The 19,884-nt window shown below is 38.7% G+C and carries 20 protein-coding genes; 2 read left to right on the top strand and 18 right to left on the bottom strand.

Annotated features, from left to right (window positions below; genetic code table 11):
* Positions 1–18: 18 nt before the first annotated feature.
* From KJS44_RS06855 to gpr, 11 genes are all read right to left on the bottom strand, one after another.
* On the bottom strand, positions 19–738 hold the full coding sequence (locus tag KJS44_RS06855) for a sporulation initiation factor Spo0A C-terminal domain-containing protein (protein ID WP_008688616.1): 720 nt from the start codon (positions 736–738) through the stop codon (positions 19–21).
* A 17-nt stretch (positions 739–755) separates the two neighbouring features.
* Positions 756–1,622: a hypothetical protein gene (locus tag KJS44_RS06850; RefSeq protein ID WP_008688617.1), complete on the bottom strand. Its 867-nt coding sequence runs from the start codon at positions 1,620–1,622 to the stop codon at positions 756–758.
* A gap of 147 nt (positions 1,623–1,769) precedes the next feature.
* Complete coding sequence (lepA, locus tag KJS44_RS06845) at positions 1,770–3,575, bottom strand: translation elongation factor 4 (RefSeq protein WP_008688619.1); 1,806 nt, start codon at positions 3,573–3,575, stop codon at positions 1,770–1,772.
* Between the two features lie 254 nt (positions 3,576–3,829).
* On the bottom strand, positions 3,830–4,513 hold the full coding sequence (rpiA, locus tag KJS44_RS06840) for a ribose-5-phosphate isomerase RpiA (protein ID WP_008688621.1): 684 nt from the start codon (positions 4,511–4,513) through the stop codon (positions 3,830–3,832).
* A 4-nt stretch (positions 4,514–4,517) separates the two neighbouring features.
* Positions 4,518–5,906 (bottom strand): glucose-6-phosphate dehydrogenase, encoded by a 1,389-nt coding sequence (gene zwf / locus KJS44_RS06835; RefSeq protein ID WP_008688623.1) that lies wholly within the window; start codon positions 5,904–5,906, stop codon positions 4,518–4,520.
* Complete coding sequence (gene gndA / locus KJS44_RS06830) at positions 5,899–7,314, bottom strand: NADP-dependent phosphogluconate dehydrogenase (protein WP_008688625.1); 1,416 nt, start codon at positions 7,312–7,314, stop codon at positions 5,899–5,901. The genes zwf and gndA overlap by 8 nt, the downstream gene beginning before the upstream one ends.
* Entirely contained in the window at positions 7,315–8,268 is a 954-nt protein-coding gene (locus KJS44_RS06825; RefSeq protein ID WP_008688626.1) for a lactonase family protein, read from the bottom strand. It lies immediately after the preceding gene.
* A gap of 172 nt (positions 8,269–8,440) precedes the next feature.
* Positions 8,441–9,370 carry a methionyl-tRNA formyltransferase gene (gene fmt, locus KJS44_RS06820; protein ID WP_008688628.1) on the bottom strand — a complete coding sequence of 310 codons (930 nt, stop codon included), beginning with the start codon at positions 9,368–9,370 and terminating at the stop codon, positions 8,441–8,443.
* 51 nt (positions 9,371–9,421) lie between these two features.
* Positions 9,422–9,712, bottom strand: a complete 291-nt coding sequence (locus tag KJS44_RS06815; RefSeq protein ID WP_008688630.1) for a hypothetical protein — start codon at positions 9,710–9,712, stop codon at positions 9,422–9,424.
* Position 9,713: 1 nt separating this feature from the next.
* Complete coding sequence (locus KJS44_RS06810) at positions 9,714–10,628, bottom strand: stage II sporulation protein P (protein ID WP_008688632.1); 915 nt, start codon at positions 10,626–10,628, stop codon at positions 9,714–9,716.
* Positions 10,629–10,712: 84 nt separating this feature from the next.
* Positions 10,713–11,588 carry a GPR endopeptidase gene (gene gpr, locus KJS44_RS06805; RefSeq protein WP_008688634.1) on the bottom strand — a complete coding sequence of 292 codons (876 nt, stop codon included), beginning with the start codon at positions 11,586–11,588 and terminating at the stop codon, positions 10,713–10,715.
* Positions 11,589–11,691: 103 nt separating this feature from the next.
* On the opposite strand from gpr, the gene rpsT reads away from it, so the two are divergent.
* Positions 11,692–11,958 carry a 30S ribosomal protein S20 gene (rpsT, locus tag KJS44_RS06800; RefSeq protein ID WP_008688635.1) on the top strand — a complete coding sequence of 89 codons (267 nt, stop codon included), beginning with the start codon at positions 11,692–11,694 and terminating at the stop codon, positions 11,956–11,958.
* A 254-nt stretch (positions 11,959–12,212) separates the two neighbouring features.
* Positions 12,213–13,310, top strand: coding sequence for a transglutaminase domain-containing protein (locus KJS44_RS06795; protein ID WP_008688638.1), 1,098 nt, complete (start codon positions 12,213–12,215; stop codon positions 13,308–13,310).
* Between the two features lie 134 nt (positions 13,311–13,444).
* Here the strand turns inward: KJS44_RS06795 and rseP are convergent, their stop codons facing one another.
* The 7 genes from rseP to tsf all read right to left on the bottom strand — a co-directional run bounded on the left by rseP (position 13,445) and on the right by tsf (position 19,882).
* Positions 13,445–14,515 (bottom strand): RIP metalloprotease RseP, encoded by a 1,071-nt coding sequence (gene rseP / locus KJS44_RS06790; RefSeq protein WP_008688639.1) that lies wholly within the window; start codon positions 14,513–14,515, stop codon positions 13,445–13,447.
* A complete protein-coding gene (gene dxr / locus KJS44_RS06785) occupies positions 14,512–15,672 on the bottom strand; it encodes a 1-deoxy-D-xylulose-5-phosphate reductoisomerase (protein WP_008688640.1) in 1,161 nt (386 codons plus the stop codon). Before dxr ends, rseP begins: the two co-directional genes overlap by 4 nt.
* Entirely contained in the window at positions 15,669–16,448 is a 780-nt protein-coding gene (locus tag KJS44_RS06780; RefSeq protein ID WP_008688641.1) for a phosphatidate cytidylyltransferase, read from the bottom strand. The genes dxr and KJS44_RS06780 overlap by 4 nt, the downstream gene beginning before the upstream one ends.
* Before the next feature lie 2 nt (positions 16,449–16,450).
* Entirely contained in the window at positions 16,451–17,155 is a 705-nt protein-coding gene (locus KJS44_RS06775) for an isoprenyl transferase (protein WP_008688642.1), read from the bottom strand.
* Between the two features lie 273 nt (positions 17,156–17,428).
* Complete coding sequence (gene frr, locus KJS44_RS06770) at positions 17,429–17,971, bottom strand: ribosome recycling factor (protein ID WP_008688643.1); 543 nt, start codon at positions 17,969–17,971, stop codon at positions 17,429–17,431.
* Between the two features lie 19 nt (positions 17,972–17,990).
* A complete protein-coding gene (gene pyrH / locus KJS44_RS06765; RefSeq protein ID WP_008688644.1) occupies positions 17,991–18,704 on the bottom strand; it encodes a UMP kinase in 714 nt (237 codons plus the stop codon).
* A 287-nt stretch (positions 18,705–18,991) separates the two neighbouring features.
* Positions 18,992–19,882, bottom strand: coding sequence for a translation elongation factor Ts (gene tsf, locus KJS44_RS06760; protein WP_008688645.1), 891 nt, complete (start codon positions 19,880–19,882; stop codon positions 18,992–18,994).
* Positions 19,883–19,884: the final 2 nt, after the last annotated feature.

The raw sequence follows: 19,884 nt of genomic DNA, 5'->3' as shown, positions 1-19,884 counted from the left end.
TTCCTCCTTAAAAAGCAATTAATAGGTCAACATCGTTAATTTCAAATGTTCACTCACATAATGAATGATCTGTGAGCAGGTTGGCTTGGTATTATAGACGCAGATTAATTCCGGACAATGACGATACGCATAGGCAATCGCTGTACGCATACATTTTTCAACACGTATTTGGGTCGTAGCATGAACTTTTGCCACCATAGCGTATAAGGTCCCCATCTTTAACTGTAACGGATCTTCCTGCTGTGAAAATAAAATCGCAGCGGTACGTAAATAATTATAGCCTTTTAAGTGCGCCGGCAGGCCAAGTTCTTCCAGGATCCTGCCAGCCACACTTTCCGAGGTCCAGTTGCCATTTTCCACAAGCTTATGATAGCGATTCTTGCTATGGATGGCTTCCATCAATTCATGAGGATTATAAGGTTTTGCTAAAAAAGTATGTAGATCATATTGTGCCATAAGTTGAAAAACATCGCTATCCATTTCATCAAACATCATGATAATTTGCAAATTCACTAACGCTTCGCTCAGCGCAATTTCTTCTAATAAATATTTCGCCTTTTGCTGGTCGATGGCATAACGCATGATAAAAATATCTGCATCTTGTTGTATGAGTTCTGTGGCAGACTGTGGAATGGATGTGGTAATACCAACGATTTTAAGATCTTGTTCCTCCATGCTCATATCCATAACTTGTTTCAGCAATACAATGTCATCCAGACAAACATACACTCTTGCCATTGTTTTATTCCCCTTTATCAGCTGTTTATATAATACACAAATTTACGACCGACTTTTTCTTTGGTATACCAACCTAAAGCTGCCAAGCCATCCATAGAAGTGCGGGCTGTTTCATAACATACATCATGTTCTTGCATACATTGGGCAATCGTATAATAATGATGTGCTTCATGATGCTTTGCATAAAAGGCGGCCTGTATCAAGGACATTGCCGGACATACTTCTTGTAAAGTTTGAGCATCATAGGTAAGAAATTGCCGGCTTTTCCGTTTTAATGATACCATTCTGTTTGAAATTTGCAACTGTAAATCTTCAAGAAACCTTAGCAGCGCATAGGTCAAATCGTGTTCCTGATGTTCGATCAGTATATCACGATATAGCGATTGCAATAATTCCCCATCTCCTAAACCACAAAGTCCTTCACAACGCAACATGAGTTCAGCTGCTCGTAAAAGCGATTCCTTATGTTCTTGCAAGAGAAAAAATAAACGTAATATCACATGGATAGATGTATTACAGATCAGCTGTACATACATTTGAGGAATCGCTATATGAAAGCATTTCACTGTTTCTGATATATCACAGGGCCATTGCTGCTCGATATAAAAGCGCTGTGCCTGTGTTAATGTAGATGAATGTGTTGGTTTCTTATGCCGTTGTTGATATTGCAGAAGTAGCCTTTCACAAAAGGAAAGCTTTTGTATTACATATGGGTTTAAGGTAACATAGTATGGTTTTTCTTTATATGGTGTAAAACGAAAGATTCGTCGATATTCTTGAATTTGTTGCCATACGCTTTCCAATACGACGCCTGATAATTCTTTCCTTAATTCCTCTTTCTTGATATATTGATCTTCACTATATGTCCTTGTTGTTTCAAACATACCATCACTCTCCAAGGCAATAGTGTAGCATGTTTTTACAGGAATCCTCAAAGTTTCGACAAAACTAGCGAAAAACAGACCTTTTACAGCCTGTTTTTCTTATCTTCCTCGTATTATGTATACGCATAAGTGATATGTTAGCTTATTTTAAGATTCATCATCCATAGATAGAACCGCCATAAATGCTTCCTGTGGAACCTCCACACTGCCTACCGCCTTCATCCGTTTCTTTCCTTCTTTTTGTTTCTCTAATAATTTTTTCTTACGGGAAATATCCCCACCATAACATTTAGCCAAGACATTTTTGCGTAAAGATTTAATATCTGCACGAGCAATGATTTTCCCATTGATTGCTGCCTGAATAGGAATTTCAAATTGCTGTTTAGGAATCAATTTCTTTAATTTTTCACAAATAGCTCTTCCTCTTGGATATGCAAACTCCCGATGCACAATGCTGCTTAAGGCATCGACAACTTCTCCATTTAACAAAATATCCATCTTCGCTAACTTATTGGGCTGATAACCGATTAATTCATAATCAAAGGATGCATAGCCCTTCGTACAAGATTTCAGTTTATCAAAGAAATCATAAACAATTTCTCCTAAAGGTAATTCATAAATCAGATTCATTCTCGTATCATCAATATACACCATATCCGTATAATTGCCACGCTTGCGCTGACACAGTTCCATGATTGCCCCGACATATTCTTTTGGTGTCATGATGCTGGCTTTGACAAACGGCTCTTCAATATGGTCAATTTTCTGCACATCAGGTAACAGGCTTGGATTATCAATAGCAAGCATGCTGCCATCTGTCAGATAAGCATGATAGACAACTGAAGGTGCGGTTGCAATCAGATCAATATGATATTCACGCTCAATGCGTTCTTGGACAACATCCATATGTAGTAAACCCAAGAAACCACAACGAAAACCAAAACCTAAAGCCTGTGAAGTTTCCGCTTCAAATTGCAAAGAAGCATCATTTAATTGTAATTTTTCCAAAGCATCACGAAGATCATTATATTTTGCCGAATCAATCGGATATAAACCACAATATACCATAGGGTTCATTTCCCGATATCCATGCAGTGGTGCACTAGCAGGATATTCGACATTGGTTATGGTATCACCGACACGCACATCTTGAATGGATTTGATTGACGCACATAACCAACCAACTTCTCCACATTCCAAACTGTCTTTCTTGACCTCTTTCGGTGTACGTACACCACATTCCAACACTTCATACTCTGCATCACTCGCCATAAAACGCACCTTATCACCAACGCGAATACGACCTTCCTTTACCCGCACAAAGGCAATGACACCACGATAGGCATCATAAACAGAATCAAATACCAAGGCCTGTAAAGGCGCATTAGGATCACCCTTTGGTGCCGGTACATTGGCTACGATATCTTCTAACACATCACGTATATGCAAGCCATTTTTAGCTGAGATCAATGGTGCACAAGAAGCATCCAAACCAATCACATCTTCAATTTCTTTTTTAACGACATCCGGTTGTGCACTAGGTAAATCTATCTTGTTGATGACAGGTAAAATTTCTAAGTCATTATCCAATGCTAAATACACATTTGCCAGTGTCTGTGCCTCAATTCCCTGAGCCGCATCTACGACTAAAACAGCACCTTCGCAAGCTGCTAAAGAACGAGATACTTCATAAGTAAAATCGACATGACCTGGTGTATCAATCAAATGAAAAATATAAGTCTTTCCGTTTAATGCTGTATATTGCAGCTGTACGGCATTTAGTTTAATGGTGATGCCACGTTCACGTTCCAGATCCATCGTATCCAACAGCTGTTCTTTCATTTCTCTTTGCTCAACGGTTTCCGTCAATTCCAAAATACGATCCGCAAGCGTTGATTTTCCATGATCAATGTGGGCGATGATGGAAAAATTACGTATATATTTTTGTTCCACAGGTATCACTCCTAACAACACAGACCTAATTATAACAGAGTTTTAATGGGATGCAAACAGAAATTGTGCAGGCGTTCTTGACGAAAGCGCACAGGCAGTGCTATAGTTATGTTTGTAAAGGATGAGAGAGCATCTCTTACACGAAAAAGAGCCATCTAGTTTGTATGCAGATAGCTCTTTTTTTCTTATTCTAGCAGATGCCTATAATACTCATACAAAGAACTTCCATCCATCATGAATCGATTGATCTATCTTTATACATCACGCACAGGATGAATACATACCCCCTTTGACGAGGCAATGATACATAGATTGTCTTCATCATGGAAGTAACCGGTTTGGACGATAGCAGCAAAAGACATAAGAAAGGTATGTGCCTGTGCCAACGTTACTTGCTTCGGCACGAAAACATCAAGAATATAATGCTGATTATCTGTCAGAAAAGGTTGTGTTTCGGCCATACGCAAACTCGTTTTATAACCATGTTCGTTAAGCATATGGCGCGTATGAGCAAGTGTAAAAGGCAGAACCTCAACTGGCAAAGCATAACAATGACAGTCATCAACCAGTTTTTCATCGTCGCAAATCCAAATCGTCTTATCGGCCCATTGAAATAACATTTTTTCTCTAACCAAAGCTCCACCACCGCCTTTGATGATATCGCCATGATGATTCAAGACATCAAAGCTGTCTACATAAACATCTAATGTTTGTACATACGTATCTGCCAGCAAAGGGATCTGATATTGCTTCGCCCATTGCTGCGTACATAGCGAGCTTGCCATTGCCCGAATTTGTAATCCTTTGGCACATCGTTGTTGCAATGCTTGTAAAAAGTAATTAACTGTTGTTCCACTTCCTAAGCCGATATGCATGCCATCTTTTAGATACGCTATAGCCGCTAGCGCTGCCTGTTTTTTCTTTTCTTCCTTTGTCATAAGATTATTCTCCTTGCGGCTGCATAGTGAAGAGTTCATAACTTGCTTGAGGTCCTTCACTGCCAGATGGATAGATATATACAGGAAGCTGCGCGTTTTCATAACGCTCTTTCAATGCATCGACATAGGCCCAGCTTGTTTCAATTTGATCCCAGCTGGAAAACCAGGATGTATCTGCATGCCAAACTGCCTGCAATAAGCGTTCATATGCTTCTGGTGTATTGATGCGATGAATATCGCTACAACTTTGACAAAAATCCATACTCACTGGCAAAATTTCTTCACTGTTCCCTGGCTTTTTAATGTTAAAACGTACATAAACTCCTTCGGTCGGCTGAATCTTGATGATTAATACATTTGGTTCCACATTAGGAAATGGAGCCTTAAAGGTAATGACAACTTCCATTTCTCGTTTATTCAGTTTCTTACCGGTACGAATCAGAAACGGTGTGTTTTGCCAACGTTCATTATCAATATATAAACGCAATGCCGCAAACGTTTCAGTCGTGGAATCATGTGCGACATGAGCTTCTTTTTGGTAACCAAAATATTGACCTAGTACCATAGTATCCTGTATATTCAGCTGATCTACGGGACGTAGTTGTTGTAGAAGCGTAAGCTGCTTCTCATGCAAATCTTCTTGGGTAAAGGCTTCTAAAGGTTCCATGGCGAGGATACTGAGAATTTGAAACAAATGATTTTGAACCATGTCTTTTAATGCTCCGCTTTGATCATAATAGGTACCACGCGTTTCTACTCCGACTTCCTCCATAGCAGATATTTGTACATGAGCAATACATTCATGATTCCAAACATTAGCAAATAATGGATTCAAAAAACGAATCGTTTGAATGTTACGCACCATTTCTTTGCCTAGATAATGGTCAATATGATAAATATGACTTGCCTTGAAGAACGATTCCAATTGTTCATTTAAGCGTTTGGCACTCTTGCGATCTTCTCCAAAAGGCTTTTCTATGACCACTCTGCCTTGTTTTGCATGCGGCACACGAAGCAATCCTTGGGCAATCGTTGAAAAGAATCGAGGAGCGACAGCAAAGTAGAAAATATGCTGTGTATCCTGATGTTGTTTGTAGAAGGCAGCCAGTGTATCATAAGCCTCCTCTTTCGTAAAATCCATACATACATAAGATATCTTTTCACAAAACGATTGAAAAAGGGTTTCACGATATGGCAATCGCGCAAATTGCATTACCCAGTCTTTTATGATCGTACAATACTGTTCATGATCATAGGGTCGTCTGCCAAGCACAACAATCTTCGCATGCTGAAAAGCTTGATTGGCATATAAATTATAAAAAGCCGGTAATAATTTGCGATACGCTAAATCCCCAGTGCCTCCAAAAATCGTAAACGTGACTTGTTCATTCATGATCTCTCCTCCATTCATGATGAAAACTTCCTGACATATCACATCTTTCGAATGTATGTGCGCCAAAATAATCACGCTGCGCCTGAATCAGATTGGCACCGCTATGAGATGAGCGAAACATATCCAAGTAACTGACAGCATTTGCCATCGCCGGAATTGCCAGACCCTGTGTGATTGACATGGCTACCATATCACGCAAAGCTTGCTGATGTGTCTGCAATTGTTTGGCAAAGAAAGGATCAAATAGAAGGTGCGATGCTGGATTCTCTTTAGTAAAGGCCTGTTGAATATCGTTCAAAAAACGTGCCTGAATAATACAGCCAGCCCGGAAAATAGCGGCTATCTCACCTAATGCCAGCTGCCAATCATATTGTGAAGAAGCATGTGCTAACAAAGCAAACCCCTGTGCATAGGCAAGTATCTTTCCTGCATATAACGCCTGGCGTACAGTTTCTACAAATGCATCATTTTTTCTTTGCAAAGGTTTTCTGTCGGGATAAAGGATTTGCGCTTGATGACGCTGTGCTAACAAATTTGACATGACACGAGCATTACAGGAAGCCGTAATCATGGAAACATCCACTCCCTGTTTCAATGCTTCTATGCTTGTCCAGCGTCCAGTCCCTTTCTGTGCAGCACTATCTACAATAACATCTAGCAAATCCTGAGAGGAACGATCATCTGAAGCAAGAAAAATATCTGCTGTTATACGGATAAGAAAGCTCTCTAATTCGTCGGCATTCCATTCTTTAAAAATTTTTGCGATTTCCGTATTTGTATAGCCACCTATATATTTTAATTGTAAATACGCTTCACTGATCAATTGCATATCAGCATATTCAATTCCATTGTGGACCATTTTCACATAATGTCCTGCTCCATTTTCTCCTATATACGTACAACACGGCTTCCCATCACTTGCCTTAGCCGCTATTGTTTCTAAGATAGGGCGTATTTTATCATAGGCCTGCTTATTTCCACCGGGCATAATACTAGGGCCAAAGCGGGCACCTTCTTCACCGCCGGATACACCTACTCCAAAATAATGCAAACCATTTTTGCGTAATGCTTGTTCTCTTCGTATCGTATCCTCAAAAAATGAATTACCACCATCTAAAATGATATCCCCTTCCTCTAATAAATCCACTAACTGTTCTATCACCATATCCACTGCTTTACCGGCCTTTACCATCAGCATTACTTTCCTTGGCTTTTTCAGTGCCGCAACACAATCTTTTAATTCCTTATAAATGTGTATATGAGGATGAGGGTGGTTTTTAGCCATCTGCTCACTAACCGCATAACTACGATTATACGCAGCCACAGCAAAGCCGTGATCTGCCATATTCAACGCTAAACTTCTTCCCATGACGGCTAAGCCGATCACAGCGATATCCTGTTGTTTCATTTAACTTTCCTCCTGTTCAAATACGATACAAACACCTTCCTGTACATGTAATTTTGCACGTAATGGCTGTATTAAACCGCTTTTTTCATCTCTTTCAAAAACACGGATGTCATGACTGAAACGATGTATGACAAAGACAAAACGTCCATCCTTTGACAGTTGCATATCACGAGGATGATCTCCCATAGTCGATAAACGTTGAACGATACGTTTCGCTTTTCTGTCGAATACGATGATCTGGTTGACTTCTCGTAAAGTGATATACAAGAATTTTTCCCGTGCATCTATACGTATAGCGGCAGCTGCTGCTTTTTGATTTTGTGTATCCCAAAGTTTCTGGACAACTTGCACATTCCCTTGCATCTTTTCATTCATATGACACATAAATAACTCATTGCTTAATTCACTGACGACATACAAGTACTTATTCTTGGTAAAGACGCCATGCCGCGGTCCACTATGCGCAGGGAAAGGCAAAATGTGAACACAGGCAAAATCTTTTCGACGATCAAACACATATATGGCATCCAATAATAAACATGGCACAAGCAGATAATTTTCCTGTAATAAAACCTGATGACACCCTGCTGCTTCTTGAATATAAATACGTTTGATCAAAGGCAGATCTTGAACCTTTTTATAAACTGATATCGTACCTTCATGATAATTAGCTGTATAAATATAGCTATCATCCTGCGTAATAAAACACGATGTTTTGGTTTCACTCAAATGTGTCATTGTTTTATCGCAAGAAATGTCCCATAAAGTGATTCCCGCAGCATTTCTACGACATACCGCTGCCAATTTCTTGTTAACATAAGAGAGATATTTGGCATCTTCAAAGCCAGGAAGCTCTTTGCGCTTTGTGAATTGCTTCGTAGTCTCATCAAAGCAAAACTGTATCAGACATTGGCTTTGTTCACTGGCATAGCTTCCTGCATAACCTTTGATCATCTTACACACTCCTTTCTGTAGTGACTTTACTTTTTAAAGTATCTATCTATATCCTATCATAGTGTCACCACATACACTATTCATATGCTCTGGAAACCTTTACCAGCATCGCATAAAAAAAGATTTCCACTCAAACACAATTGTTGTGCTGAATCGAAATCAATGAATCTTATTATTCGCAGATACAACCGATAAGCTGTTTCCCCATTCCATTATAGAAGGATTTGGCATCTACTTTGGCTTTCCCTTCCATTTGAATCCTATCGACCAGAATATATCCATCTTTTGCCGCAATCGCATAACCATGTTCTAGCCAGCCAATGATTTCACCTGGTGTATAGGAATGGTCACAACGCATCATGCGCACTTTATGAAATTTTATCTTTTTCCCCTTCACAATCGCATTTCCTACTGGGAAAGGTATTAACCCACGTATATGATCGTATACCTTTTGGACATCCTCTTGAAAATTGATGTGCTCTTCTTCTTTTTGAATCGTATATGCAAATGTTGCCTCTTCTTCCTTTTGTTCTACAAAGATGGCACTGCCATCAATAATTTTCGGTATACTTTCACTTAATAAATCAGCACCGGCAACAGCAAGTTTCTCATATAAATCACCGGTCGTATCCTCTTGTGTAATCGCAACACGACACTGTGCCATAACCGCACCGGCATCCATTTTCTTCACCATCCGCATAATCGACATGCCACTTTCCTTATCACCTTCTATAATAGCTTTATGAATAGGAGCTCCCCCACGCCATTTTGGCAATAAAGAAGCATGTACATTTATGCTGCCATAAGTTGGGGCATCCAGTAACACTTGAGGAATAAACTGTCCATACGCACATGTAACAATCAGATCCATATCTAGTTTTAATAATTCTTGATATTCTGAACGAATAGACAATGGCTGATAAATCGGCAAATGGTTGGCAAGTGCACATTGTTTGACCTCTGACATTTTTAACTGCTGTTTTCTTCCGGCTTTTTTATCCGGTTGGGTAACAACTCCAATGACATCATAACCATCTTTTAATAAACGCTTTAACATCACTTGCGCAATGTCCGGTGTTCCCATAAATAAGATTTTTATCATTAACATCACCTCTGCTGTGGGTATTATAGCATGTTTTCAGTTACGTTTCATCTAATTTAGTAAGGAGTCAAACAAAGACGAAAGCACTTCCACTCCACCATGCAACGTATCAACGACAAAAGCACTGCCATACTTCGCCATGCGACTTGCTTTATTATCTTCCTTATCTTGTAAATGTACCTTCGTATTTTTAGGAGTAATCCTTTTATGCTGTGCTATAGTATCCTCAAAAGCTTCAACCTCTGCCTCGATGGAAGGAACTTTTTCATCCTGTTTTTGGACATAGCCTCCTAAGCCTACTAGTATGAGAATCAATATCGCATCCGCTAAAAACCGTTTCATGTTACCATCCCTTCTTCATTAGCTCATCAATACCCTGTGCAACAATACCTAAAGTGTTTTTTACTTCTTCAAATGTATTATAATCACTTCCACATTCCATTAACACGATACCTTTATGGACATATTGATTATAGTAAGCCTCTTGTCTGGTCATGACATGCTTCATAATACCATTTTTCCGCTTGTTGACCATGTCGGTTAGTGTCGTCGATATTTTGGTAGCGCTCTTTACATTCGAAGAACTGCCAGCCACGACCATCATTGCCTTTGCATACGTCTTATTGCCAATCTTGATATAGCTATACGCTCTTGGAACACTATCACGATGTAGATCAATGCATAAATCAAAACCACCATAATTCACCAATGCATCATTAAGATATTTATTGGATACGGTATATAGATCATTATAGGTTAACCCATGCGTATTACAATATGCATTAAAATCATTTGTTTCCAAAACAACCTTATATCCCTTTTTTTCTAAATGTCCTGCTAGGATCACAGCTGCATCCATGACTGTTTTACCACCTTGATACTTTTCATCCTGATGGGTATTGTAGATGTATATTTTCTTACCATTTGAAGGGACATTTTGTTTTTTATCCGTAGATGCATCCGAACTATTTTCCTTTTTTTCCTGTTTATTGTCACCAGGTACGATCATAGGATCCTCAAGTGTTGTTTCAACTTTAATTTCATCTTTGGGCAACGTCAAATTCTCGTTATAACTCCAAACATTGAGCTGTTTTTTTAACGAAATATCTTGTGCAACCACCTGTTGATGATAGATCAGATTATGCATGAAATCCTGCGAGTTTTCAAAACAATTTAACAAGCCATCATAAAACGGTGTCACATAAAGAAAGAGAACTAGCATTGCCAGTTTGACTATGATCTTGGCTGTATTTTTCATAAAAAGCACTCCCTTCTCTATACTTTATGAGAAGAAAGTGCGTATCATGTTGGGAAACCATCTTCTAATTTCGACAGTATTTGCTTATAGCTTTAAAAAATCAGGGTGAAGAAAACGATTTAAACTTTGTGATACAATATAGATCAAATGTTTTAATTCATCATCCATTGATTTTGGGGTGACAACAAGATCTAAATGTTTATTGCCATAAACACTTTCCAATATTGCTTCTCGATTAATTTCCGCTTGATCAAGAGCTTCGTTTAAGATTGCCCCGATACTTGTAACGGTGGCAACTCCAATAGCAATCACTGGCACATGTAAGGAATCTTCATTCAATGCCATGCGATGATTGCCAACACCACTTCCCGGTTGGATCCCGGTATTGTTAATTTGAATGACGCGATTGATACGGTTTAAGTTCCGCGTAGCTAACGCATCGATTGCGATCACCAAATCTGGTTTGTATAAAGCTGTCACACTTTGAACGATCGATAATGACTCCAATCCGGTCTGCCCCATGACTCCTGGCTGCAGCACTGCTACATTACGCGTTCCTTTCAACATTCGCGACGATTGTTGTGCATAAAGATGTGCTGTCACCAGAATTTCATTCGCTACTCCAGGGCCTAAAGCATCACTGGTAATAAAACGATTTCCTAAACCAACAACGAGTATCTTCTTCATCTTGATGTTCATATTGGCACTCATATGTTGTAAGTTTTCCAAAATAGCATCCACCATTTGCTCTCTTATATCGTGATCATACAAATCCTTACATTCAATGGAAACATAATCACCTTTCGCTTTTCCTAATTCATTTTCATCCAGCAATACTTTGATATAATTGCTTTTGATATTGGCATTTTGTTTTTCAATATGTTCATACGTTTTCGATCGGATATCGGCGCTCAATATCTCATCGGCAAAATCGCTACGTATCTGATAACTTTTGCCCATATTCATCACCTCTACCATAGTATGGAAATTTTTATCGTCCTTATTGCTTTTTTAAATTCTTTTTGTTATAATTTACTGGCAATTAGAATTTAGGAGGTGCAATATGCCACAGATCCAGTCTCAGAAAAAACGTGTAAAAACTAATAACAAGAGAAACCTGGCTGTTAACGCTCAGAAATCAGCTCTGAAAACAGCTATCAAAAACGTTCTGTCTGCTGTTGAAGCAAACGACAAGGAAGCTGCAGTTGCTGCCCTGAACACAGCAAACTCTAAGTTAGATAAAGCAGTTGCCAAGGGAATCCAGCACAGAAACTATGCCGTTAGACAGAAATCACGTTTAGCTAAAGCAGTTAACTCCATTGCTGCATAATGTCGATCGTAAGATCGATTTTTTTTATTCTCGAAAAAGAGTTGTACTTTTGCTATCCAGTTTAGTAAAATAGAACTAATGAGGTATGATAAAATCTCATTTAAGAGGAAAGCAATCAGTGAACTCACATCTTCATCTTTTATAAATGATATCAACCGTTATCAACCGCGGTGAGAAAGGTTGATAGAAAGGAAATGTATATTGTAAGTATGACTGCTTTGATGCGTTATGTACAATATATCAAGTGAACGTATATGAAAAAATTAGGCGTCCTATTGTTGTGTGCGGGTTTATTACTAAGTGGGTGTTCATCAGCTGTTAAAGAGCCAATAGCTGCAACAGCTGAAACCATGAAGATGTATCAATGTGGCAGAGATCATCTGGATAAGAAAATACAACCTTCTTATGATGCTGTCTTACAAGGATATAAAAATTTAGATAAAGAAATTATCTTAAAAAATGTTACGATTTCTGACGTGAATGATATTCATGCAGCTATTAAGATGGATCATCCTGAACTTTATTATCTTGAAGACAGTTTTGATTATGTAACAGATAAAAACGAATATGAAAGCAAAGCTACGTATTTATTCTTAAAACCAAGTTATCGTATGATCAAAAGTGAAATCGAAAGTCGTGATAAAGAAATCAAGCAAGTAACAGAAAAAATAATCAATACTGCAAAAAAGAAAAAAAGCGATTATGAAAAAGTAAAATATGTATATGATTATTTAATCGATCATACCTCCTATGATGAAAAAGCCAAAGAGAATCAGAATATATTAAGCACCTTTCTTGAACATAAAACGGTTTGTGCCGGTTATGCAAAAGGTATGCAATATTTATTGAATCAGATAGGTGTTCCCTGCACGTATATCACCGGTTTTACACGACCGGACAAAAGAGATGTATCCCATGCATGGAACATGGTAAAAATGGATGGCAATTACTATTATATGGATGTTACCAATGGGGATATGTTAAATAATACAAAAGAATCACGATATATGTATTTTGCTATGACCAAGAAACAGATTCTTGCGGAAAATCGACCATTCACAGATGATTATATGGAAGACACACCTTCCCGCAAAGATTCTTACTTCATGAAAGAAGGAGCTTATTTCACTTCTTGTGATAAGCAGCAGATGACAAAGCTTATCCAAAAAAGTGCAAACAAAGGATATCGTTTGGTTTTCCAATGTTCCAGCAAAGCATTAGGTGAACAACTCGATCAGATGCTGACAGCGAATAACTTTATTTTTAATATGACTGGATATGATTATTATGCTTATTATCGTTACGAAGATACCAACACTTATATTTATGTACCAGATCATCAAAAGCTTTAATCCTTCTATTACACATTCATGATAACACGCATATGAAAAAGGTCCCTACACGCACCGTTTGATGAAACATTGGTGGTTGAAGAGGACCTTTTTTTATGTGATTAGAGAACAACGCACAATACTAGCAATAGAAATCAAAATAAGCGAACTATATCATTCCAGGTTGCTAGCACCATGATACCAACGATCATTAATAAACCAGCCATCATGATAACCGACTGCATACGCTCACTCAATTTTTTCCCTATCAGTGTCTCGATCAGAATGATGAATATACGTCCACCATCTAAAATGGGAATCGGAATCAAATTGACAATACCTACATTTACTGATAATAAAGCAATTAAGGCTAAGGTTGATAATAAACCATCCTGTGTTGTCTGTGCCGTAATCTGGAAGATTCCGACCGGACCACTCAGATTATTTAAACCGACGCCACGAACAAGCTTTCCCAAGGAATCCATAATACTGGTAACAGAGCTAACCATCCGCTGCGTTCCATATGGAATAGCTTCCCAGAAAGAAATTTCTTTAGCGGCACTTTGCGGATAGCCAATACCTAAAATATATAAGTTTTCATCTTTATGAAAGGCGGCTGTTCCTTGTAGGGTTACCTGCTTTCCATCCCGTAGGACGGTATAGGTAATTTCTCCTGGATAATATTGCAAAAACTCCATGATTTCACGTGTAGAATCAGGTGTTAATGTTTCCTTTTTACTTTTGTTTTCTAAACGGATGATTTCATCCCCTACGTGAAAACCGGCTTTCTGTGCAGGTGAATTTTCTACAACACTTGCCACGATTGGCTTTGGCGGTACACTTACACTACCCTGACATGCAGTGATACCGATAAAGATCAGCCATGCCAACAAAACATTCATAAAGGCTCCGGCAGCCATCACGATGACCTGTTTCCAAGGCTTAATTCCATTTAAGGTTCGCTCAAAAGGAATATCTAATTCATCTTTTTCATCACTTTCTTCATCTTCTCCAGCCATGGCCACAAACCCACCGATAGGCAAAGCACGAATAGACCAAGCAGTTTCTCCTTTCTGCTTCTGCCACAGCAAAGGACCCATACCAATCGAAAATTCTTTACAATATACACCAAACTTCTTAGCCGCTAGCAAATGTCCAAACTCATGAACAATGACAATTGCGCCTAGAATTAATACAAACCACAATAAATTTACAATACCACTCATTCCATAGCCCCTTTCCACATATCTTTTACAAACCGTCTGGCGGCTGCATCACTTTCTATAATATCTTGCAATGTTGGTTCAGCAATAAAACGTACACCTTCCACTGCCTTAATTACGGATGTTTCAATATCCAAAAAGGCAATTTTCTTATTTAAGAAAAGACGAACGGCCTCTTCATCTGCAGCATTCATAATAGCACCAAGATTCCCACCTTTTTTGCCTACTTCAAATGCCAATTTTAATAAAGGATATCGTTCCATGCTTGCCGGTTCAAAATGCAAGGTAGCAAATTTGCCAAAATCGAATGGTTCATCATTATACATCTTCAAACGTTGCGGATAAGAAAGGGCATATTGAATTGGCAGACGCATATCCGCTGTTCCTATTTGCGCAATAATTGCATGATCCTGAAACTGAACCATTGAATGAATGGCACTTTCGCGATGAATGAGTACATCGATTTTTTCATAAGGGATATCAAACAAATAATGTGCTTCTATCACTTCAAAGCCTTTATTCATCATGGTAGCAGAATCAATCGTGATTCTTCCACCCATATTCCAGTTTGGATGATGCAAAGCTGCTTCTACACTGACGTCTTGCAACTGCTCACGCGTCAGATCACGGAAACTGCCTCCACTAGCAGTGATGATCAACTTATCAATACTATCATGTGTATTGCCTTGTAAACATTGGAAAATGGCAGAATGTTCTGAGTCAATCGGATATAGAGGAACCTGATGTTTCGCTAATGCCGCTTTCACTAGCGGTCCTCCTGCTACCAAGCTTTCTTTATTCGCCAATGCGATAACCTTATGATTTGCGATTGCTGTTAAAGCCGGCAACAATCCACGAAAACCAACTACAGCATCCACAAAAATATCATATTCTGCTAAACCGGCTAACGCTTGCAGACCTTCATCGCCGCTGTACCATTGTTTATCTGGATATTCTAGTCGTAAGACTTCTTTTACTTGTTCATCTGCTACACAAACATGTTGAATCGATGGTATCTTCGCTAACAGCATTTTTAATTTCTCGATATTTTTACCGACGCTTACCGCCACAATGGAAAATTCATCCTTGTGATGCAATACGACATCTATCGTTTGGGAACCAATGGAACCACTTGCTCCTAATAAAACAATTCTCTTCATAATGTTAACACCACCAGTATTAAGTCAAAACAAATAAAATTAAAGACCAAGGAATCTACTCTATCTAATACACCGCCATGCCCTGGTAACAAATCAGAAAAATCCTTAATCCCAAAATTACGCTTGATCGCGCTGAAAGCTAAATCACCGATTTGTCCGGTAATCGTCAATATCAAACTCGCTGCTAAGATTTGTGGCAAAGTCATCGTATCAATTAAAAAGTATGCGAGGGCAAAAGATAAGGCAGCCCCCAATAACCATCCCCCAAAGGCACCTTCCCAAGTCTTTTTAGGAGAGATACGAGGGTTCATTTTATGCTTCCCTAAAAATCTACCACAGAAATATGCACCGGTATCACAGCCATAAGTGGCGACAATGATATACCAGACATATAACGGGTTGCGATCGTATATATGCAAAAAACCTCTAGCAATTATAAAGAAAAAAGTTATATAGGCGATACATAAAAATCCATCTTTCGCATGAAAGCGTTCAGTAAAAACAGGAAGGGATAAAAAGCAAAGGACAAAGATTCCTAACAAAGGAAATAATAAGGCATCTTTTTTGATAAACGTTAATGCAAATACACAGGCGATTGCCAAAGGTTTTATCAGCAAGGGCCATGTTTCGTCCTTCTGCTCACGTAGTGCCATCAATTCCAAACCACCCGCAACAATGATAAATGATAATAAGGCATATAATAATACACCACCAAACACCAAAGGAGGAATGACACAAGCGATGATAAGAAAAGCTGTTATGATTCGCGTTTTCATACTCATAAACCTCCAAAGCGGCGATTGCGATGTGTATATTCATCAATCGCTTCTACTAGACAGTCACGGTCAAAATCCGGCCACGTAACTGGTGTGAAAATCAATTCGGCATAAGCTAGTTGCCATAACAGAAAATTAGATATGCGAAGTTCCCCACTTGTACGAATCATTAGATCAAGTTCTGGCATACCTTCACTCATCATATAATGACCAAACGCTTCTTCATCAATTGCGGCATCAGCTATACCACGTACTACATCAGCCGCATAACGTTGTGCCGCCAAGGTGATTTCTCTTCTTCCGCCATAATTTACGGCAAGACATAAAATAAGTCCGGTATTATCTTTTGTTTGTTCCACTGCCGTAGTAATAACAGAACGTGTCTCGTTAGGAAAACGCTCAATTTCACCTAAAAAGGTAACGCGAATATTGTTTTTCTTTAACTCTGCTAAATAGCGTTGAAAGAAAAGTTTAGGCAGTTTGCAAAGATATTCTACTTCACTCTCTGGACGTTTCCAATTTTCTGTAGAAAATGCATAGCAAGTTAATGCTTTTACCCCTAACTCATTACATGCTATCGCGATTTTTCTTATATTCTCCGCCCCCTGCTTATGGCCAGCAGTTCGCGGTAACCCTCTTTTTTTCGCCCATCGGCCGTTTCCGTCCATGATGATGGCAATATGCTGCGGGATGATTCTTCCTTCCATGTCCAGCAACCTCCTATAACTACATTGTATAATTTAACTCTGATATTATATCATAAAAGATAGAAACATTGTATCTATGCGCAGCATTTCATCTAAAAAAGTGTCGAAAACTGCATCTTTTCTTTCAATCTGCAAACAGTCATAAACGGATAATTTCGGATTATTTAATTGTCGCGTTTTCTTATTAAATCACTGAACTTCAAATAATCACAATGTTTGTTTACACTTATACATGAAAAAAAGGAAAGCTATCCGCTCTCCCCTTCGTTACAATTAAACCTTCATAATTTCTTTTTCTTTTTCACTGACTTCTTTTTCAATTTTCTTAGCAAATTCATCTGTTAATCTCTGTACTTTTTCCTGCATTCTCTTCGCATCATCTTCTGTTAATTCTTTATCTTTTTTGACTGCATCATTCGCTTCACGACGTACATTACGAACAGCAATCTTTGCTTCTTCTCCCATCTTATCTGCTTCTTTTGATAGTTGTTTACGACGTTCTTCAGTCAATGCTGGCACATTCAAACGAATGACCTCACCATCACTTTGAGGCACCAATCCGGTGTCACTTGTCGCAATTGCACGTTCAATATCTTTTAAAGTAGAACGATCATAAGGTTTGATCATTAATTGACGTCCTTCTACGACCTTAATACTAGCAACCTGATTGATAGGTGTTTCACTTCCATAATATTCAAAATGTACATGTTCTAACAAAGATGCGTTTGCTACTCCTGTGCGAATCGTTTTTAAATTTTCGTCAAGCTTCTCTACTGCTTTCTCCATTTTGTGTTTCGTTACATCTAACAGTTCCATAGTTTCGTGTCCTTTCTTTTTATCTATGATCTTTTGAAATTACTGTACCCGTAATGTCTCCACGAACAGCTTTCAAAATATTTCCGCTTTCATTCATATTAAATACTACCAGATCAATATCATTATCCATACACATACTGGTAGCTGTAGTATCCATGACCTGCAATCCTTCCTGAATCAGATCCATATAAGTTAAAGCATCATATTTAACAGCCTCAGGATGTGTTTTAGGATCCGCATTGTATACTCCATCTACACCGTTTTTGGCCATCAAAATGACATCAGCACCGATTTCACTGGCACGCAATGCAGCCGTTGTATCGGTAGAAAAATAAGGGTTTCCTGTACCTGCGCCAAAAATTACGATGCGGCCTTTTTCCAAGTGACGTAATGCACGACGCACAATAAATGGTTCTGCCACTTTTTGCATCTCAATAGCCGTTTGCACACGCGTAGGCACGCCTTCTTGTTCCAACGCACTCTGAACAGCCAATGCATTTATGACCGTCGCAAGCATTCCCATATAATCCGCCTGTACACGCTCAATTCCCATCGTTTCTGCCATTTTACCGCGAATGAAGTTTCCACCGCCAACAACAATGGCTAAATCCACACCAAGCTCATGAATTTCTTTCAATTCTTTTGCCAACGCTTTTAAAATTTGTGGATCAAATGAATTACCAGGTGAAGATAAAGCCTCACCGCTTAATTTCAATAATACTCTTTTGTACATGTCTACTTCCACCTTTACTTTTGTCGTTTTTTTAACTCTCCACTGTATATTATAAAGAAAAGATTTACAAAAAGGAAGAGCTATTCTCCTTTTTTTCATTTTTCTTTGGATACTTACAGACAAGACTATCATCTTACTGAATAAACTGAAAACCAATCCTCATTTGCGAGCACAGTAAGATCCAACTATATTCCATATCTATGGTAATTGTGTCTACATATCGTCATTCTTTTTTAAGGATATCCCCTTAAAAAAAGAGAAGTCCAATGACCTCTCCCTATCGTTAATTATCCACCAAATGCCTGGCTCATTACTTCTTCAGCAAAATTATCCTGGCGTTTTTCAATACCTTCACCAACTGCATAACGTACGAAGCTTACAACGTCACAGCCATTTTCTTTCAGGTACTGTGCAACCTTCATGTTTGGATCCAAGAAGAATTCCTGTTCTACCAAGCACAGATCTTTCAAGTTCTTGCTGATCTTACCTTCAATGATACCAGCCAATACTTTTTCTGGTTTGTTAGCCAATTTTTCATCGTTTTTAACGATTTCAGTCTGTACTTTTCTTTCATGTTCTACAACTTCTGCAGGCATTTCATCACGGTTTACATACTGTGGAGCCATACTTGCAATCTGCATAGCGATGTTTTTAGCAACAGCTTCATCAGCTTTACCCTTTAAGGTAACAAGTGCAGAAATCTTTCCGCCCATGTGCATATAGCAACCGAAGAATTCATCATCTGCTTTTTCAACTACTGCGATACGACGTAAAGAAATCTTTTCACCAATCGTAGCTGTTGCTGTCGTTACAGCATCCGCAACAGTGCCTTCACTTGCAGCACATGCTAAAGCAGCATCTAAATCAGTAGGTTTGTTTTCAATTAACACACCCTGGATTTCATCCAACAGACCTAAGAACTTTTCATTCTTAGCAACAAAGTCTGTTTCAGAGTTTACTTCAAATACAACACCGGTATTTCCATTGACAGCTGCACGAGTCAAACCTTCCGCAGCGATGCGGTCATTTTTCTTAGCAGCCTTAGCAATACCTTTTTCACGCAGCCAGTCGATAGATTTTTCCATATCTCCATCACACGCTGTCAATGCTTTTTTACAATCCATCATACCTGCGCCTGTTCTTTCACGCAGTTCTTTTACCATTGATGCAGTAATCATTT

The sequence above is a fragment of the Longicatena caecimuris genome, from assembly GCF_018406465.1.
Lineage (GTDB): Bacteria > Bacillota_I > Bacilli_A > Erysipelotrichales > Erysipelotrichaceae > Longicatena > Longicatena caecimuris.
This window is presented reverse-complemented; position numbering and strand designations above follow the sequence as displayed.

Coding starts and splice junctions, on each gene's coding strand:
- KJS44_RS06855 (WP_008688616.1), bottom strand. CDS start 738: ATGGCAAGAGTGTATGTTTGTCTGGATGACATTGTATTGCTGAAACAA.
- KJS44_RS06850 (WP_008688617.1), bottom strand. CDS start 1,622: ATGTTTGAAACAACAAGGACATATAGTGAAGATCAATATATCAAGAAA.
- rpiA (WP_008688621.1), bottom strand. CDS start 4,513: ATGACAAAGGAAGAAAAGAAAAAACAGGCAGCGCTAGCGGCTATAGCG.
- zwf (WP_008688623.1), bottom strand. CDS start 5,906: ATGAATGAACAAGTCACGTTTACGATTTTTGGAGGCACTGGGGATTTA.
- gndA (WP_008688625.1), bottom strand. CDS start 7,314: ATGAAACAACAGGATATCGCTGTGATCGGCTTAGCCGTCATGGGAAGA.
- KJS44_RS06825 (WP_008688626.1), bottom strand. CDS start 8,268: ATGATCAAAGGTTATGCAGGAAGCTATGCCAGTGAACAAAGCCAATGT.
- fmt (WP_008688628.1), bottom strand. CDS start 9,370: ATGATAAAAATCTTATTTATGGGAACACCGGACATTGCGCAAGTGATG.
- KJS44_RS06815 (WP_008688630.1), bottom strand. CDS start 9,712: ATGAAACGGTTTTTAGCGGATGCGATATTGATTCTCATACTAGTAGGC.
- KJS44_RS06810 (WP_008688632.1), bottom strand. CDS start 10,628: ATGAAAAATACAGCCAAGATCATAGTCAAACTGGCAATGCTAGTTCTC.
- gpr (WP_008688634.1), bottom strand. CDS start 11,588: ATGGGCAAAAGTTATCAGATACGTAGCGATTTTGCCGATGAGATATTG.
- rpsT (WP_008688635.1), top strand. CDS start 11,692: ATGCCACAGATCCAGTCTCAGAAAAAACGTGTAAAAACTAATAACAAG.
- KJS44_RS06795 (WP_008688638.1), top strand. CDS start 12,213: ATGAAAAAATTAGGCGTCCTATTGTTGTGTGCGGGTTTATTACTAAGT.
- rseP (WP_008688639.1), bottom strand. CDS start 14,515: ATGAGTGGTATTGTAAATTTATTGTGGTTTGTATTAATTCTAGGCGCA.
- dxr (WP_008688640.1), bottom strand. CDS start 15,672: ATGAAGAGAATTGTTTTATTAGGAGCAAGTGGTTCCATTGGTTCCCAA.
- KJS44_RS06780 (WP_008688641.1), bottom strand. CDS start 16,448: ATGAAAACGCGAATCATAACAGCTTTTCTTATCATCGCTTGTGTCATT.
- KJS44_RS06775 (WP_008688642.1), bottom strand. CDS start 17,155: ATGGAAGGAAGAATCATCCCGCAGCATATTGCCATCATCATGGACGGA.
- frr (WP_008688643.1), bottom strand. CDS start 17,971: ATGGAACTGTTAGATGTAACGAAACACAAAATGGAGAAAGCAGTAGAG.
- pyrH (WP_008688644.1), bottom strand. CDS start 18,704: ATGTACAAAAGAGTATTATTGAAATTAAGCGGTGAGGCTTTATCTTCA.
- tsf (WP_008688645.1), bottom strand. CDS start 19,882: ATGATTACTGCATCAATGGTAAAAGAACTGCGTGAAAGAACAGGCGCA.